15 protein-coding genes are annotated in these 17,355 nt (G+C 46.2%); 13 read left to right on the top strand and 2 right to left on the bottom strand.

Going from position 1 to position 17,355, the window contains the following annotated elements:
• Positions 1-52: 52 nt before the first annotated feature.
• From LQ247_RS20350 to LQ247_RS20340, 3 genes are all read left to right on the top strand, one after another.
• A complete protein-coding gene (locus LQ247_RS20350; protein WP_020451716.1) occupies positions 53-1,294 on the top strand; it encodes an MFS transporter in 1,242 nt (413 codons plus the stop codon).
• A 17-nt stretch (positions 1,295-1,311) separates the two neighbouring features.
• The gene (locus LQ247_RS20345; RefSeq protein ID WP_231006541.1) at positions 1,312-2,418 is read left to right on the top strand and encodes a mandelate racemase/muconate lactonizing enzyme family protein; all 1,107 of its coding nucleotides are present in this window, start codon (positions 1,312-1,314) and stop codon (positions 2,416-2,418) included.
• Positions 2,419-2,508: 90 nt separating this feature from the next.
• Positions 2,509-3,132, top strand: a complete 624-nt coding sequence (locus LQ247_RS20340) for a YitT family protein (RefSeq protein WP_026579600.1) — start codon at positions 2,509-2,511, stop codon at positions 3,130-3,132.
• Positions 3,133-3,150: 18 nt separating this feature from the next.
• Here LQ247_RS20340 and LQ247_RS20335 read toward each other — a convergent pair whose 3' ends face one another.
• A complete protein-coding gene (locus tag LQ247_RS20335) occupies positions 3,151-3,915 on the bottom strand; it encodes a phosphosulfolactate synthase (RefSeq protein WP_020451713.1) in 765 nt (254 codons plus the stop codon).
• 611 nt (positions 3,916-4,526) lie between these two features.
• Between LQ247_RS20335 and LQ247_RS20330 the strand changes: the two genes are divergently transcribed.
• From LQ247_RS20330 to LQ247_RS20300, 7 genes are all read left to right on the top strand, one after another.
• Positions 4,527-5,237 (top strand): phosphoadenylyl-sulfate reductase, encoded by a 711-nt coding sequence (locus LQ247_RS20330; protein ID WP_020451712.1) that lies wholly within the window; start codon positions 4,527-4,529, stop codon positions 5,235-5,237.
• Between the two features lie 14 nt (positions 5,238-5,251).
• Positions 5,252-6,391 (top strand): inorganic phosphate transporter, encoded by a 1,140-nt coding sequence (locus LQ247_RS20325; protein ID WP_023855744.1) that lies wholly within the window; start codon positions 5,252-5,254, stop codon positions 6,389-6,391.
• A gap of 301 nt (positions 6,392-6,692) precedes the next feature.
• Complete coding sequence (locus LQ247_RS20320; protein WP_020451710.1) at positions 6,693-7,370, top strand: DUF421 domain-containing protein; 678 nt, start codon at positions 6,693-6,695, stop codon at positions 7,368-7,370.
• Positions 7,371-7,721: 351 nt separating this feature from the next.
• A complete protein-coding gene (proC, locus tag LQ247_RS20315; RefSeq protein WP_080131416.1) occupies positions 7,722-8,573 on the top strand; it encodes a pyrroline-5-carboxylate reductase in 852 nt (283 codons plus the stop codon).
• 38 nt (positions 8,574-8,611) lie between these two features.
• On the top strand, positions 8,612-9,733 hold the full coding sequence (gene proB, locus LQ247_RS20310) for a glutamate 5-kinase (RefSeq protein ID WP_101560953.1): 1,122 nt from the start codon (positions 8,612-8,614) through the stop codon (positions 9,731-9,733).
• A gap of 25 nt (positions 9,734-9,758) precedes the next feature.
• Positions 9,759-11,030 carry a glutamate-5-semialdehyde dehydrogenase gene (locus LQ247_RS20305; RefSeq protein ID WP_231006540.1) on the top strand — a complete coding sequence of 424 codons (1,272 nt, stop codon included), beginning with the start codon at positions 9,759-9,761 and terminating at the stop codon, positions 11,028-11,030.
• A gap of 208 nt (positions 11,031-11,238) precedes the next feature.
• Positions 11,239-11,589 (top strand): winged helix-turn-helix transcriptional regulator, encoded by a 351-nt coding sequence (locus tag LQ247_RS20300; RefSeq protein ID WP_105978812.1) that lies wholly within the window; start codon positions 11,239-11,241, stop codon positions 11,587-11,589.
• Between the two features lie 34 nt (positions 11,590-11,623).
• Here the strand turns inward: LQ247_RS20300 and LQ247_RS20295 are convergent, their stop codons facing one another.
• On the bottom strand, positions 11,624-12,184 hold the full coding sequence (locus LQ247_RS20295) for an NAD(P)H-dependent oxidoreductase (protein ID WP_020451705.1): 561 nt from the start codon (positions 12,182-12,184) through the stop codon (positions 11,624-11,626).
• Positions 12,185-12,414: 230 nt separating this feature from the next.
• On the opposite strand from LQ247_RS20295, the gene LQ247_RS20290 reads away from it, so the two are divergent.
• From LQ247_RS20290 to LQ247_RS20280, 3 genes are all read left to right on the top strand, one after another.
• Positions 12,415-13,575 (top strand): acyl-CoA dehydrogenase family protein, encoded by a 1,161-nt coding sequence (locus tag LQ247_RS20290; protein WP_020451704.1) that lies wholly within the window; start codon positions 12,415-12,417, stop codon positions 13,573-13,575.
• A 31-nt stretch (positions 13,576-13,606) separates the two neighbouring features.
• Complete coding sequence (locus LQ247_RS20285) at positions 13,607-15,244, top strand: AMP-binding protein (protein WP_231006539.1); 1,638 nt, start codon at positions 13,607-13,609, stop codon at positions 15,242-15,244.
• Positions 15,245-15,751: 507 nt separating this feature from the next.
• On the top strand, positions 15,752-17,355 hold a 1,604-nt coding region (locus LQ247_RS20280; protein ID WP_231006538.1), incomplete at its 3' end, for a condensation domain-containing protein.

The following is a 17,355-nucleotide window of genomic DNA, read 5'->3' as shown; positions in this document are numbered from 1 at the left end:
GGATTACTTAACTTTTACAGTTCATTTTGAATAAGGAAGGATGTACAAATTTATGACAGAAAAACAAACCTCTGGCATGACGGTTGTCGCGATCGGGTCGATCCCATTGATTATGACGTTGGGAAATTCGATGCTGATTCCGATTTTGCCGAAGATGAAATCTGAACTCAATTTATCGCAATTTCAAGTCAGCCTTGTCATTACCGTGTTTTCGATTACTGCAGCGCTCTTTATTCCGCTGCTGGGTTACTTGGCGGACCGCTTCTCAAGGAAAGTGGTGATTATTCCGTGCCTGTTCCTTTACGGGGCCGGCGGGATTCTTGCAGGATTTGCATCGACGACCTTTGCGAACGCTTTCCCGTGGGTGCTTTTCGGGAGAGGACTGCAGGGGCTTGGAGCAGCCGGTACAGCGCCGATCGCAATGGCGCTGACAGGAGACCTTTTTAAAGGATCTGAAGAAAGCCGGGTGCTCGGTCTCGTTGAAGCCTCGAACGGCTTCGGAAAAGTGCTGTCTCCGATTTTAGGATCATTGATAGCATTGATCGCTTGGTTTTGGGTGTTTTTTGCATTTCCTGCTTTCTGTATTGCACCGATCATTTTGACTTGGATTTTTATCAAAGAAAAAGACAAGAAAAAAGATCCGCCGCCTCTCGGAAAATATGTGAAAGGGCTGACAAGCGTTTTTAAACATGAGGGCAGATGGCTTTTCACCGCATATCTCGCAGGGGCCGTCTGTTTGTTTACTCTGTTTGGCATCCTCTTTTACTTATCTGATGTTTTGGAAAAAGAATTTCATACAGACGGCGTAAAGAAAGGTCTGATCTTGGCGATCCCTCTGCTTGTCATGTGTACAACATCATATATTACGGGCAGCAAAATCGGACAAAATCAGCAGCTGATGAAAAAAATGATGGTTATCGGGCTCGCTCTGATTACGGTTTCCTACGGCACACTGTCTTTTTTCTCCGCGCTCATTCCTTTTATTTCGATCCTTGTCATCAGCAGCATCGGTACAGGCTTTGTTCTGCCGTGTGTCAACAGCTTCATAACCGGGGCTGTCGGAAAAGAGAGGCGCGGTTTTGTGACATCGCTGTACGGATCGGTCAGATTTTTAGGAGTCGCGATCGGTCCGCCGATTTTCGGGAGGCTGATGGAATGGTCGAAACTCGGCATGTTTATGTCGATTGCGGGCCTGACATTAGTCGTCGGTGTGTTGGTGCTGACGATGATTCATGTCAAAAAGGAAGACACCAAAAAAGGGGAGAAGGGGCTGCAGCCTGCTGACGCAAGATAGGAGGGAAGGGAAAAAATATGCGCATTGAAAAGGTTGACACATTTCCGCTGTTCCACAGGCTTTCCTCCCCTTACGGCGATGCGAACGGATTGAAAAGCTACAGAACGTGCTACCTGATTCGGATCACGACAGTTTCAGGCCTGTCGGGATGGGGAGAATGCGCGGATTGGCTGCCTGCTTTGGATGCGGGCTTTAAAAAACGGATCATTCCTTATTTAATTGGAAAAGAAGCGGGCAATCGCACGGAGCTTGTCACCGTCATCAAAAAGTGGCATCAGCGGGCCGCAGCTGCCGTTAGCATGGCTTTAACGGACATTACGGCGAAAAAAGCAGGCCTTTCGGTATGTGAATTATGGGGAGGAAAACTGAGGGAGCAGATCCCGGTCTATGCCTCATTTCAATCATATTCAGACAGGCCCGATTGGAGCCGCCATTCCCTCCGGCTCGTCGAAAAGGCCGTGCGGTCCGGATTTAAAACCGTCAAGCTGAAAGCGGGAGGCAAGTTGTTTTCCGAAGACTTGGCGCATATTCAGGCGTTCCAGGAGATGACAGGGCAAAACACCGGACTGATACTCGATGCCAACCAGAGTTATGACCAGGCCGCCGCACGGAAGTGGGAAACGTGGTTTTCCGCCTGGGGCAACGTGCTTTGGTTTGAAGAGCCCATGCCGTTTGACGTTCCCGCTGAATACCGGATGCTGCGTTCAGCGCTTTCTGTTCCGGTTGCCGGAGGAGAAAATGTAAAAGGCGCAAAACCGTTTTTGCCGATTTTTCTGGAGAACGCAGTCGATATTGCTCAACCCGATGTTATGCACTGTGACGGCACAGACGATTTTCAAACCGTTCTGAAGCTCGCCAGGCATTTCGGAAAAAGGGTTTCTCCCCACAGCTATGACGGCGGACTTTCAAGAATGTACGCTGTTTTCGGACAAGCCTGTCTGCCGCCTTGGAGCAAAATGGACGGAGAAGATATCGAACCGCTCGAATGGGATGCGATGGAGAATCCGTTCACAAAACTCGTGCCCGTCAGCATAAAAGACGGATACATTCAAGTCCCGGACAAAATCGAAATCGATACAGAGCTCGTAGAAGCGTATGGATGGGACGGCTCGTCTTACATGTGAAAGCGCCAACTCGAAAAAATGTGATATTTTTCATTTCCCCTTACATATAGTAGGAAGAGGACAAGTTTCTTTAAAGGGGATTATATCCGTATGGGAAGAAAGCTCAAAATCGTACATGCTATCGTGTTGGGCAGCGTGTTACAGGGTCTCGGCATGGCGCTGTTTTTGTTTCCAAACCATATTCCTTCAGGGGGCGCAGCCGGCATCGCTGTTTTGCTCAATTTTTGGTTTCAGGTTCCGCACGGATTAACCGTCTGGGCTGTCAACTTTTCGCTGCTTTTAACGGCCGTTAAATGGCTTGAACCCGTAACGGTCTTCGGGACGATGGGGGCGATTACCATGACGTCCGTTTCGGTGCAGATCTTCGAATCCTGCATGCCCGTCATGACGACGAACAATATCTGGCTGGATTTATTTTACGGATCCGTCCTTTTGGGGACGGGGGTTGGATTGCTATATAAATACAATATTTCTAACGGCGGTTTTGGCGCCCTGGCTTTAATGATATCGATTTACCGCGGCGGAAAACCGGGAACTGCACTGTTTATGATGAACGCATTCATCTTCCTTTTGACGGCGTCTGTCATCGCCTGGGGAATCGTTATCCAAGCACTAATCTGCCAGTGGATTTCTACGAGGATCATCGATGCGATTTATCAGATTCGCTTCCGTCCGTTATTGATGCCTATCGCCAGTTTCCGCAATAAAAAATAGGCCGCTTTTCAAACGACCCTAATCATATAAATAAAATGTATCTGATCGAAGTCCCAGTCTCAGCGTTTCAAGCGGAATGGCATCCTGAAACGGTATATTCGCCAAATTGGCGTCAGGACCGATTTTTTCAATGAAACACGTCTGCAGCTGTTTCGTCGGCGCTTCAAAAATTAAATCCCTTGAAGCGATGCCGGAATGAAGGATCTCCTCAATAAGCTGGGACCGCATTTCTCCATCGCTTTTGCACAGCCCGCTCGTGCCGCTTTCCCTCGTTTCCGTGATCACTTTCTCGGCTCCGGCTTCAAGATCTTCGAGGATGTAATCGATCCATTCGGCTGACTCCAGCTCACTGCTGAGGGCGCTGTCTTTGCTGCCGACTTCGCTGAACACGTGAAACTCTTTCGAAAAATCGGAAATAAAGCTTGCTTTATCTTTATTAGAGAGACGGACCGTTCCGTTTGATATTTCCACATAACGACATCCATATAATTTGCAGTAGCGATAGTAATCTTCAATTTTATCCTGGCTTAAAAACTTCTCAAACAACGTTCCGCCAAAAAAGAATTGAACGTCATTTTGCTTCAGACAATCGATTTTCTCAACCAAATATTTCGTAATTAAAGATGTTCCCCATCCAAATTTCACAAAATCTATATAATCTGCCGCTCCGTGAATCGTATCTTTAAAAAAGTTCAAGGGAACCCCGTTATCAATCAGGATGGTGATCCCTTTTAATCTTGGTTTAAGCTGCCTGTCGGGCAGTATCAGTTCAGATGAAATCATTGATTACCCCTCACAATCTGCTGTATCTTTCATACTTTTAGGTAAATGTCTGTCGGCCATTATTCAGCTGTCACAATAAGAATTCACCTTTTCCCGTTTTTCGTTTCTCCCATTCATGTGTTGCCGTTCGGCAAGGAGTGATCTTCGTCCACCTCCCATTAGGCAGCATGTTAGCCTCTCATCTCCTGACTTGCTTCTCAACTAGGTATCTATCCATTTTGTGAAGTCAAAGTAAGTATATTCGCCGTCCTTTCATATGGTTCCTCACTAGTTCTTCACAATGAAAACTGACGTAAAAAGAAGGCCCGCGACAGATACGCGAAGCCCTTACTTAATCTTAGAAAATATATCAGTATATCAAATCCGGATCTCTCACCGCCAGTTTTTATTTTAATGCCGCAAGACAGATGTAATGATTGACTGATATGAATCGGTTTATTTCAATTTGGCGCGCCGGGTCTTTCAGATATTCACAAAATTGCTGAAATCATAACAATTTCCAGATCACATTTAGTTTAAAAAGTGAATAATCTGCCTATATGTTCTTTCAGTTCATGTTTCGTATCAGGGGGTAAGAAAACTAACCTTTAGGACGTATTGGGGGAAAATCGATGAACGATGTTTTAACGTATCACACATGGAATGAAAAAGCTTCTGAAGAGGTGATGGATACCTTCAGCGGCGAGATGGACGTTTTGAAATGGGCGTACAGCACGTATCAAAAAATTGTTTATGCCTGCAGTTTCGGCGCGGAAGGAATCGTTTTGATCGACTTGATTTCAAAAGTTGTGAAAGAAGCGGACATCGTGTTTTTAGATACAGGACTGCATTTTCCGGAAACATATGAACTTATCAATGAAGTGAAAGATCGCTATCCCGGTCTGTCGATTCGCTTTTTAAAACCCGGCCTCTCGCTTGAAGAACAGGAAAAACGCTATGGCAGCGAACTTTGGAAACGCCATCCGGACCATTGCTGCCGCCTTCGCAAGATCGAGCCGCTCAGAGAGCATCTGTCAGGGATGGAGGCATGGATGACCGGGCTGAGGCGGGAGCAGTCGGAAACACGGAAACATGTCCGTTATATCAACAAGGACGACAATTTTAAACTGATTAAAATCTGCCCCCTTATTCACTGGACATGGGAAGATGTCTGGACTTACATTAAGCTGAATCAGCTGACGTATCACAAGCTTCATGATCAAGATTATCCGAGCATCGGCTGTGAGGTGTGTACGTCTCCCGTGGCAGACGGCGGCAATTTAAGAGCGGGAAGGTGGGCCCGTCAGGAAAAAACAGAATGCGGGCTGCATCAATTCCGGTAGGAGCTGGGTAAAAGATGACGATTACCATTTTGGCATTCATTATCGCTTTGTTTTTTGCCATGAACATAGGAGCGAGCGGAGCAGCAGCTTCAATGGGAATAGCGTATGGCGCAGGTGCCGTCCGGAAAAGGCAGGCGGCCTTGTGGATCAGCGGAATCGGTGTATTTTTGGGCGCCATGATAGGCGGAGGAGAGGTTGTGAAAACAATCGGTTCAGGCATTATCCCCACGTCTATTCTCAATGTGCATATTGTCGTGATTATCCTCGGAGCATCTGCGATTTCGCTGTTTATTGCAAACATCGCGGGGATTCCCCTTTCAACCAGCGAGGTGACGGTCGGCTCGATTGTCGGGGTCGGCGTCGCATTTCAAGCGGTATTTACCGATAAGCTGTTGGTGATCGTCATGTATTGGCTGATCATTCCGATTGCCGCTTTTTTTCTCGCTTTTTTCATTGGACAATTGCTGAAAAAAGCCGAGAAGAGGCTGCGGTGGCTTAAACAGCAAAAATGGGCGCGGCTGCTCACCGCACTAGTGATTTTAACCGGGTTTTTAGAAGCCTTTTCGGCGGGAATGAACAATGTCGCGAATTCCGTCGGACCTCTCGTTGGAGCAGGCCTCTTGTCAGTCAGCAGCGGAACGTTTCTTGGGGGACTGTTCGTGGCTATCGGAGCCATTTGCCTCGGAAGCAGAGTCATTGAGACGAATGGGAAAAAAATCACCGAGTTTTCGCTCTTGCAAGGGTCATGTGTTTCCGGACTCGGTGCGTCCCTAGTCATCGGCGCTTCGCTATTTGGCATTCCCGTGCCGCAAACCCAGATTACGACTTGCAGCATCATTGGGATTGGCCTTTCTGAAAAGGGAAGGGCAATTTTTCGTAAAAGCGTTATTTTGAAGTTAATGAAAGTATGGGTTGTTTCACCGGTTTTTTCACTTGTCATTTCGTATAGTCTCGTGAAAATCTTTCTCGATTTTGATTTATATTCAGTTGCAGTTGTTTTATGTGTTTTTCTTGCCACTCTTGGATCTGTAAGCCTTATGAAACATGCCAGGCAGAAACAATCAGATGTCCGAAGAAACAGGGATCATGTAAAGTCGATCGTTGGAGGAAGAGGGCGTAAAAGAGAGCCTGCCGCATGGAGGGACTTTAGTTAACCGGGCCGCCTGTTTTGGATGATTGGGACTAAGGCCCGGAATCAGCCGGATTTAAAAAAGCGCTCGTGCAGCTTTATCTGTTTCATTGCCTGATCGTGAGAAGTCATGAGCGGAACGGCACTTCTCAGCCGTATGATCGAAGAAGAGGTTGGCACGACGCCGCTATTTTTTGAAGAATACCAATGGATTGGCAGAAGGCGCGGCGCAGCAGATGGCCCTTTTTCTCAGGAAAAGTATTCCTCTGGTTTAAACTACATCCCGATTGTTAACAATGAAGAGAGAGATTCGGGAGGGAACCTTGATGGAATATGTACACTTGGTAGTCGAACTGACGATAGGGTTTGCAGCTTTATTTCTGATGACGAAAATTCTGGGGAAAACCCAATTTGCCCAAATTACGCCGTTTGATTTTATTTCCGCTTTAATATTGGGGGAAATGGTTGGAAACGCGATTTTCGATCAGGATGTCACCATCTGGAAAGTCCTTTTCGCCATCCTCGTTTGGGCCATTCTAATCTATTCAATAGAAGTTTTATCACAAAAAGTGCAAAACATCAGAGGTTTTCTCGAGGGCAGGCCAAGTATTGTGATCAATAAAGGAAAAATCGATTATAACGCCCTCAAAAAAAATAAATTGGACCTGAACCAGCTGCAGACATTGGCACGTGAAAAAGGCTGTTTTTCCTTAAACGAGATCCAATATGCCATCCTTGAAACAGACGGTTCGCTCAGCGTCCTGCCAAAACACAAATACGGGATGCCGACAAAAGAAGACTTAAACATCCCTTACAAACCGGTTCAGCTCCCGGTGCCATTAATCCTCGACGGCGAGCTCGAAAAGAACAATCTGCATGAAGCCGGCTTTGACGAGCTTTGGCTGCAAAATCAATTATCAAGTCAAGGTATTACACAGTATCAAGAGGTGCTTTATGCGGAATGGCGCGGCGATGAGGGGCAGCTTTACGTTACAACCTATTGATATTGGCAAGCGCGGGTTCGACAAGCTTCGAGCCCGCGCTTTTCTATTTGCGCTCACACGGCTAAAGGATCGTACTTTTTTACCGGTCCGAAAGGCTGTCAATCTCTAAAAAATTCCGTTAAATCATTCAAACGGCCTTCAAATAGAGGAAAGACAAACGACAAAAGGTGCAATTGAAGTTGAAAAATCTGCTTTCAGCCTCTTTTTCTTTTCCTTTTTTCTTCAAAAATCTCCATTTTTCACATGACCTGCGCCGTCCAATCAAAACACGCAAACTTGACATAAATATCTAAAGTGTTAATATACTAACCGTGTTCGAAAAAATACGAACAGAAATGCGAACAAAGGGAGATGTTAAAGATCTTTAATCAAAAAAACGTAGCTTTTATAGGGGCAGGATCAATGGCAGAGGGAATGATCTCAGGCATCGTTCAATCCAAAAAACTGCCTGCTTCGCAAATCTATGTTACAAACCACACGAACCACCGGCGTTTAGAAGAACTCCAGCAGAAATATGGAATACGAGGCGTCAGAAAAGAAGAACTTGACTATCAGAACATCGATTGCTTCATCTTGGCGATGAAGCCGAAAGATGCAGAGAGTGCTCTTATTTCCATGAAACCGCATATTCAACCCCATCAGCTTATCGTGTCAGTTTTAGCTGGCATATCAATTTCATTTATTGAAAACGAGCTGCACGGCATGCAGCCTGTCATCCGAATCATGCCTAACACCTCAAGTGCAATCGGCGCATCTGCAACCGCCATGGCCGAAGGCAGCCATGTAACAGCCGATCTGTCAAAAACCGCGAAACAACTGCTTCAATGCATGGGAGAAGTCTATTCCATCGAAGAAAGCAAAATGGACATTTTCACCGGCATTGCCGGCAGCGGGCCTGCTTACTTTTATTATTTAATGGAGCACATCGAAAAAGCGGGAGCCGAGGCTGGATTAAGCCAAAAACTAACGAGGGAAATCGGCGCGCAGACATTGTTAGGCGCCGCCAAAATGCTGTTGGAAAGCCCTGAAGATACAGCTGTTCTCAAAGACAACATCACTTCCCCTAACGGTACGACTGCCGCCGGTTTAAAGGCCTTGGCGGAAAGCGGCGGAGGCGAAGCGATCGAACAGGCGGTCAAACAAGCCGCAAAACGATCCAAAACCATCAGTCTCGAACTTGAACAATTAGTCGCAGCAAAGTAAGCACCCGTAACGAAGAAAAATACTACAGGAGTGATAAAATGACCTCTAATCAACAGAGGGTAGTTGTCAAAGTGGGAAGCAGTTCTTTAACAAGTCTTCACGGCGAAATCAGCAGCAAAAAGCTCGAAAAGCTCGTTGAGCAGATCGTCCGCCTCAAAGATGAAGGGCACGAAGTCCTCCTCGTTTCATCTGGCGCTGTGGCGGCCGGATACCGGAAACTTGGCTTCATCAACAGGCCGGATACATTGCCTGAAAAACAAGCATCCGCATCTGTCGGCCAGGGCTTACTAATCGAAGCGTATTCCAAGCTCTTTTTATCCCATGGCTATATCGCTTCACAAATATTAATCACAAAAAGCGATTTTTCAGATGAAAAACGGTACAACAATGTGAGAAATACGATGAATGTTCTGTTGAAACGCGGCATTATTCCGATCATCAACGAAAATGACACAGTTACCGTCAACCGGCTCAAATTCGGAGACAATGATACGCTTTCTGCTAAAGTGGCGGGTCTGATCGACGCTAACCTGCTGACCATCCTCTCTGATATAGACGGCCTTTATGACGCGAATCCGCGAAAAACGCCGGACGCCGCACTCGTCCGGGAAGTAAATGAAATCACGCCGGAGATAGAAGCTTCAGCAGGGGATGCCGGAAGCGATGTCGGAACAGGCGGCATGAAGTCGAAACTGGACGCTTTTAAAATTACAATGGCTTCAGGCATCAAAGGATTTTTAGGGCGTGCAGACACCTCCGGTCTGTTGCAAGAAGCAATCAGCGGGACTGCGAGGGGAACGTATTTTATTCCGAATGACGATTCACACACGCTCAACCATAAAAAGCAATGGATAGCATTTAACTCTGGACCTGAAGGAGACATCATCGTCCACAACGAAAGCAAAGAGTTTATTATCGACCGTAAAAAAAGCCTGTATCCTTCTAGTATTTACGAAATTAACGGCCGTTTCAGCAACGGTTCCGTCGTTCGAATCCTTGATCAGGAAGGAGAGGAAATCGGCCTCGGCGTCGTCAACTTTTCCTCATCCCAGCTTCGTAAATGGAAGAAGGATACGAATCAGGAAACAGCCGCTTCCTCACAGGCTGTCGTTGACAGAGAAGCGTTTGTCTGTCATTTAGAGCTATCCGTTCCGCTTTAAAAAACAAATCAAAGGAGGAATTGACATGACGGCGACAAGCGAGAACATCAGGGCACAAATCGAAGAAAAAGCGATAAAGGCAAAAACAGCCGCAAAATCTTTGCGGCTGACAACTGAAAAAGACAAGAACGAGGCGCTTGCTACACTGGCCGAACACCTGAAACAAAACATGAGCTATATTCTCACTGAAAATGCCAAAGATATTGAAGCGGGACGAAAAAAAGGCTATGATGCAGCCTACATCGACCGCCTGTCGCTCAATGAAGACAGGGTACTGGATTTTGCCGATGGACTGCTGGAAGTCGCGGAACTGGATGATCCGGTCGGAGAAACGCTATCAAGCTGGACGCTCGACAACGGGCTAAAGGCGGAAAAAGTCAGCGTTCCTCTCGGCGTCATCGGCATGATCTATGAAGCGCGTCCGAATGTGACTGTCGATGCGACCGGGCTCGCTCTAAAATCGGGCAATGCGATCGTTTTGAAAGGCGGCTCTTCCGCCATTCATTCGAATACAGCGATCGTATCGGTCATGCACCAAGCGCTGGAAACGACAGACATTCCCCGCGATGCTGTTCAATTTATCGAAAGCACGGACCGAAGCGCCACGAAGCAGCTCTTCAAGATGAAAGAGCATATCGATGTACTCATCCCCCGGGGAGGCGGTGCCCTCATTCAGGAAGTCGTTGAGAACGCAACCGTTCCCGTTCTTGAGACGGGAGTCGGCAACTGTCACATCTATATCGACCGGGAAGCAGACCCTGAAAAAGCAATCAATGTCATGATCAATGCGAAAACAGACCGCCCCGCCGTCTGCAATGCGCTTGAAACGCTGATCGTTCACGAAAAATGGCTTGAGGAAAACAGTGCAGCGCTTATCAATGCTTTAAACGAACACGGTATTCAAGTTCACGGGGACGAAAAGGCGGTTCAATGGATTCCAGGCGCGATACCAGCGGGGGAAGCCGATTGGCAGAACGAATATTTAAGCCTTGATCTCGCGGTTAAAGTCGCAGCAAGTCTTGAAGAAGCCTGCGATCATATCGAAACATACGGAACAAAGCATTCAGAAGCGATTATCACCGAAAATCCGAAAACAGCCAAGGCTTTTCTGAATACCGTTGATGCGGCAGCACTGTATCATAATGCCTCAACCCGGTTCACCGACGGCGGCGCACTCGGCTTCGGCGCGGAAATCGGGATTTCTACACAGAAGCTTCACGCCCGCGGACCTATGGGTCTGAAAGAATTGACCGCATGCAAATATATCATGAGAGGCGACGGCCATATCAGAAGATAAATAAAAAAGCCTGCATTGAAACTGCACCTCAATTGTCACCTGACAATCTTGAGGTGCAGTTTTTTCTTACGGCTGCATCCGCCGTATCACGGAAAACATACGGCGTAGTGGTTTTTCTTTAAGCATCCTTTAAAATCCTTCCTTTACATCCTTTCAATCAAATTACATAATGATCTATGATATAGGATTCAAAAGGAGAGTGTACGTTATGCAACCCCCAACCGGAAAAACCTGCGTTCCGACCGGTGTGGATCTTAAAAACACCGGTTTTGGATATACGTTGTCATTGATAAGCGGCAAATATAAAATAATCATTCTATATTGGCTGTCTGAACGCGAAGTGATGCGGCATAATGAGCTGAAGCGAAGCATCGGCACCATTTCCTTCAAAACGCTGAGCATCATGTTAAAAGAGCTGGAGGCAGACGACCTTATTATACGTAAGGAATTTCCCCAAATTCCCCCAAAGGTGGAGTATTCATTATCTGAACGCGGACGTTCTCTCTTACCTTTGTTCAATATGATGTGTGAGTGGGGAGAGAAAAACAGGCTGGGCTGACAGCCTGTTTAAACCGGAATGATTTCCGCAAAACTTAAAGATTGTCAATAAAACGCAAATAATCCCGGGCGCTTTTCTCCAATTCTCCCGCTCCCGGCCCGGTCGCTTCTTCCTCATTTCCGCCGGGCTCATTTTCCTTGCCGTAAAACGCAAAAAATGAACGATAGTCTGCATGACAATATCGGAATGTCGTTTCAAATGGAACTAATATTTGTTCAAGCGTATAGCGGTACCTTCCGTTTTCACCATAATCTTCTTCTTTAATTCCGGCGGATACACCTAATGCCACTTTACGATTTTTTAATCGATCACCTCCATTTGAACCATAAGCCCATCCGTAAGCCAATACATCATCAAGCCATTTTTTAAGAAGAGGCGGACAGTTAAACCAATAGATAGGGAATTGAAAAACAAGATTGCCGTGCGCTTCCACCAATTTTTGTTCTTTTTCCGCGTCAATGTTTCCATCCGGATATACGTCGGACAATTCGTGAACCGTATACTTTTCCGGATATTTTTTGAGCTCCTCTACCCAGCGCTTATTGATAACTGATGTTTCTAAACTTGGATGTGCAACGATAATCAGTGTTTTCAAAAATTTTCCTCCTTCGGCATGTTTTCATCTTGATTATAAAGTTCACACTGCGAATTTGTAAGTATGCACTTTTGGTTCAGGTACTTACGTAAAGGTAAGTATCAGTTGTCATCAAACGGTCCGATTTTGCCTGTCCAAAATCCTCTGGCATGAAAAATGCACTTTTTTAATATAATGTTACAAAGCTCTGCTGCCTAAGGAATTTGACGATCCAAAAAGGGGGTCACTTTATGAATTTTGAACTAACAAGAGAACAGCAAATGGTTCGCGAACTCGCCAGAGATTTTGCGAAACAGGAAATTGCACCGCATGCCGAACATGTTGACAGGACGGGAGAATTTCCGGTTGAGACATTTAAAAAAATGGGGGAGCTCGGCCTCTTGGGGATTCCGTTTCCGGAATGCTACGGCGGGTCAGGCGGGGATACGATTTCCTATGCGCTTAGCGTCGAAGAAATCGGCAAAGCGTGCGGGAGCACCGGTCTAAGCTATGCTGCGGCTGTATCGCTCGGGGCTGCACCGGTTTATTATTTCGGCACCGAAGAACAAAAACAAGAATATCTCGTGCCGCTTGCGACGGGCCGGGCGCTCGGAGCGTTCGGGCTGACCGAACCGAATGCAGGATCAGATGCGGGCGGCACCCGGACAAAAGCCCGCTCGGAAGGGGACAGCTATGTGATCAGCGGGGAGAAATGCTGGATCACCAATGCCGGATATGCCCGGACCGTCATCGTCACCGCCGTCACCGGAAAAGATGACAACGGAAAAAACATCATCTCCGCCATCATCGTTCCGACAGATTCGGAAGGCTTCACCATTAATAGCGAATATGACAAAATGGGTGTCCGCGGCTCCAATACATCGCAGCTCATCTTGGACAATGTCCGCGTTCCAAAACAAAATCTGTTGGGAAGCCCGGAAAAAGGGTTTAAACAGTTTCTCAATACACTTGACGGGGGCAGAATTTCGATCGCCGCGCTGGCCGTCGGTATCGCTCAAGGCGCATTTGAGGCCGCGCTTGCATACGCACACGAACGAAAACAATTCGGCCGGCCCATCTCCTATTTCCAGGCGATTCAGTTCAAGCTTGCCGACATGGCCATGGAAATTGAGCTTGCCCGCAATATGGTGCTGAAGGCCGCATGGCTGAAAGATCAAGGCCGGCCGTTTACAAAGGAAGCGGCTTTCGCCAAGCTTTATGCCTCAGAGATGGCGTTCAGGACATGTAATCAGTCCATTCAAATACACGGAGGATACGGGTATATGAAAGAGTACGGAGTCGAGCGGATGCTGCGGGATGCCAAATTAATGGAAATCGGTGAAGGAACTTCAGAAATTCAACGGCTCGTCATCGCAAGGCAGCTCGGCATAGGCAAACAAGCGGCAAAATGAAAACGCTTTCCGGGAGAGGGGAGGGACAACGTTGGCAGAGCTGCTCCATTTGACTATCGGAAAATTGTTGGAGAAAACCGCGGCAAACGCACCTGATCACGAGGCTGTCGTCTATCCGGATCGCCGTCTCCGTTATACGTACCGGCAATTTGACCAGTTGTGCAGAAAAGTCGCAAAAGGACTGATGGCGCTCGGTATTGAAAAAGGTGAACATGTCGCAATTTGGGCTTCCAATACTCCGGAATGGCTCACCGCCCAGTTTGCCTCGGCAAAAACGGGCGCGGTGCTTGTCACAGTCAACACGAACTATCAATTATCAGAGCTTGAATATGTGCTGAAACAGTCAGATGCCACAACACTCATTTTAATGGAATCATACCGGGGCACTTCTTACATTGATATCCTTTACAAACTGATTCCTGAATTGAAGGAGTCGGAACCGGGTAAGCTCGCATCTGAAAGACTGCCTTTCTTAAAAAATATTATTTTGATGGGAGATAAAAGGCATCCCGGCATGTACCTTTGGGATGACATATTAAAGCTCTCCGGGTCGGTAAGCGTAAAAGCGCTTGATCACAGGATGGAACGACTCAAAGAGCATGATGTCATCAATATGCAATATACATCAGGTACGACAGGCTTTCCAAAAGGCGTGATGCTCACTCATTCCAATTTGGCAAACAACGCGGCAAATATTGCGGAATGCATGAATTTATCGAGAAAAGACAGAATGTGCATCCCCGTACCCTTTTTTCACTGCTTTGGATGCGTGCTGGGAACTCTCGCTTGCGTCACCGCCGGTGCGACGATGGTGCCGGTGCAAGAATTCAATCCAAAAGAAGTGCTTTCCGCTGTCGAAACGGAAAAATGCACGGCGCTGCACGGTGTACCGACCATGTTCATTGCCGAACTGAATGATCAAGATTTTGCATCATATGACTTGTCTTCTTTAAGAACGGGTATCATGGCCGGTTCAAACTGTCCGATTGAAGTTATGAAAAAAGTGATCAATAACATGGGGATGTCTGAAATAACGATTGCATACGGACAGACAGAAGCATCACCGGTCATTACCCAGACGAGGGTCAACGATTCGCTCAAAAGAAGGGTCGAAACCGTAGGGCGCGCCTTGCCGAATGTTGAAGTCAAAATAACTGAACCGGGCACAAATCAGGAGGTTGCAAGAGGCGTTCAAGGCGAGCTGTGCACTCGCGGCTACCATGTCATGAAAGGCTATTACAAAAATTCTGAGGACACGGCAGCGGTGATTGATGAGGACGGATTTTTGCATACAGGTGATTTAGCCGTAATGGATGAAGAAGGCTACTGCCGGATTACCGGGAGATTAAAAGACATGATCATCCGAGGCGGAGAAAACATATACCCGCGGGAAATAGAAGAGTTTTTATACAAGCATTCCAACATTCTCGACGTCCAAATTGTCGGTGTGCCTGACGAAACATTCGGTGAAGAGATATCGGCCTGGATCAAACTGAAAAGCGGAGCATCCATGACAGCTGACGAATTAAAAGAATACTGCAAAGGTAAAATCGCCCGTTATAAGATTCCGCGCTATATCGCATTTGTCGAAGAGTTCCCGATGACGGCATCAGGAAAAGTGCAGAAATTTAAATTAAGGGAGCAAGCGCTTGAACATTTTCAATTGTAATTTTCTCTTGCAAGTGCGACGAACTAAAATGAGGGACTCTTTTGTTTAACGGATCATCCGCACATGTAAACGGATACCGTGTAGCCTAAAGCTTTTGAAAGTGAAGCAAAACTGTATCTTAATTGGTTAAGGTACAGTTTTTTTATGAGGTTTTTCAAAAACACGTGAGATGATATTTTTTACGAATAAATGATGACAATTTATTTCCATTTCTGCTCAGAGTGCGTTGAATTCCAGCTCTGTTTTTTGAATAAAATGGTATAAACATCGTGATATTTTCTCTGCTTTAGAGCTTTTCTTATGTTATGAGCAGTAAAGACAAGAATTTTGCAGATGAGATAAAATAACCATTTTCTAAAAAATTATTGAATTTATTGTAAACATTGTTGTATTTTATCGAATTTGTATTACAATGATTCTCATACGTATGGTTTAGCCATATATTGTCATATAACCTGTAATTATTTTACTTTTTTATTCTCTTATATTTGAAATGGAGGGGTTCCATTGAATACAACCTACACTTTGACCCATGCTCAAAGGAGAGTATGGTTTACCGAGCTGCTCGATCCGGGTACAAGTATCTGCAATCTTGCAGCCTGTGTCAAATTCAGGGGCGCTATTGACCTTGATGTGCTGCGGCGGGCTTTGGACTTTTCAGTTTCCCGGCATGATTCACTTCATTTTCAGCTGACAGAAGGGAAAGGGGAAGAGCCTGATCTTTATCTCGCTGAACATCGCTCGCTTTCCATAGAGACCATTGATTTGACAAAGGCCGGCAAGTCCGAACGGAATAAGTGGATTGACGATCAGACTTCGATTCCGTTTAAGCTGTTTCATTCACCGCTTTATCAATTCACCCTGCTGGCGATTTCGAGCGAAGAAGTTTGGCTCTATGCAAAATTCCACCATATCATAATGGACGGTATTTCTCTTAATCTGCTAGGCAATCAACTGATTGAGATGTATCAAAAAATGATTCGGAATGAACCCTTACCTCAACATCATGAACCTTCCTATCTCACCTATATCGAAAAAGAGAAGCAATACTTGCAATCTTCCCGGTTTGAAAAAGACCGTTTATTTTGGACAAACACCTACCACACCATTCCAGAACATTTCCCACTAACAGAAAAAGCCTTGCCTCAACAACAAAGCACCGCCGCTTTAAGAGAAACCCTGACTCTTTCACATCCCTTGGCAGAATCAATCCGACACTTTTGCGAAAAGCATCAAATTAGCATTCTTTCTCTGTTTATGGCTTCGTTTTACATATGCATCAGCAGAATGACATCCAGCAAGGATATTGTGATTGGGACCTATTACGGAAACCGCGCCTCCAGGCTGGAAAAAGACATGCTCGGTATGTTTGTGAGCACACTGCCAATCAGAATGGAAGTTGATCCGGATTGTGATGTTCTTTCATTTGTCACAAGCATCGGGAAAGAACAGCTTTCAGTCATGCGTCATCAAAAATATCCCTACAATCTGCTGATGAACGAATTAAGGCATCAGCATGGTGATCTGCAAAATTTAATTGTCACTTCCATACAGTATCAGCCGCTTCAATGGCAACAAGCGGATGGATTTGAATATGAAACGGCCATGTATTTCAGCGGGCGCACTGCAAATCAGCTGTCTGTTTCAATTAAAGAGCGCCTTGATACCGGTATCATACAGTTAAATTTTGATTATCAAACCGCTATGTTTACTGAACATGACATCAAACGGATTCAATCCCATCTTTTAACCGTTTTGGAGAAGGCGCTTGAGAAGCCGGACCAGCCGATTAAAAACATCGATATGGTAGAGTCCAACGAAAAGGAACGGATTTTGTCTGCTTTTAACCAAACAGATTCCGTCAAACCTTTGGCGCCGACGCTGCATGGTTTTTTCACCCGCCGCGCGGCGCTGTCGCCGAACTTGCCGGCGGTTCGTTTTTCCGGCGGTATCTTAACGTACCGAGAGCTTGATCAGTATACCAATCAACTTGCTGTCCGGTTGAAGAAAAAAGGCGTCGCCAAAGAAAGTGTCGTCGGCGTGCTCGCCGACCGTTCACCGGAGATGGTGATCGCGGTGCTGGCTGTTTTGAAAGCCGGCGGCGCTTACGT

The sequence above is a fragment of the Bacillus sp. BS3(2021) genome (genome assembly GCF_021043345.1).
GTDB classification, from domain to species: domain Bacteria; phylum Bacillota; class Bacilli; order Bacillales; family Bacillaceae; genus Bacillus; species Bacillus paralicheniformis.
Note: the sequence above shows the minus strand (reverse complement) of the source record. Positions and strands in the feature narration are given on the sequence as shown.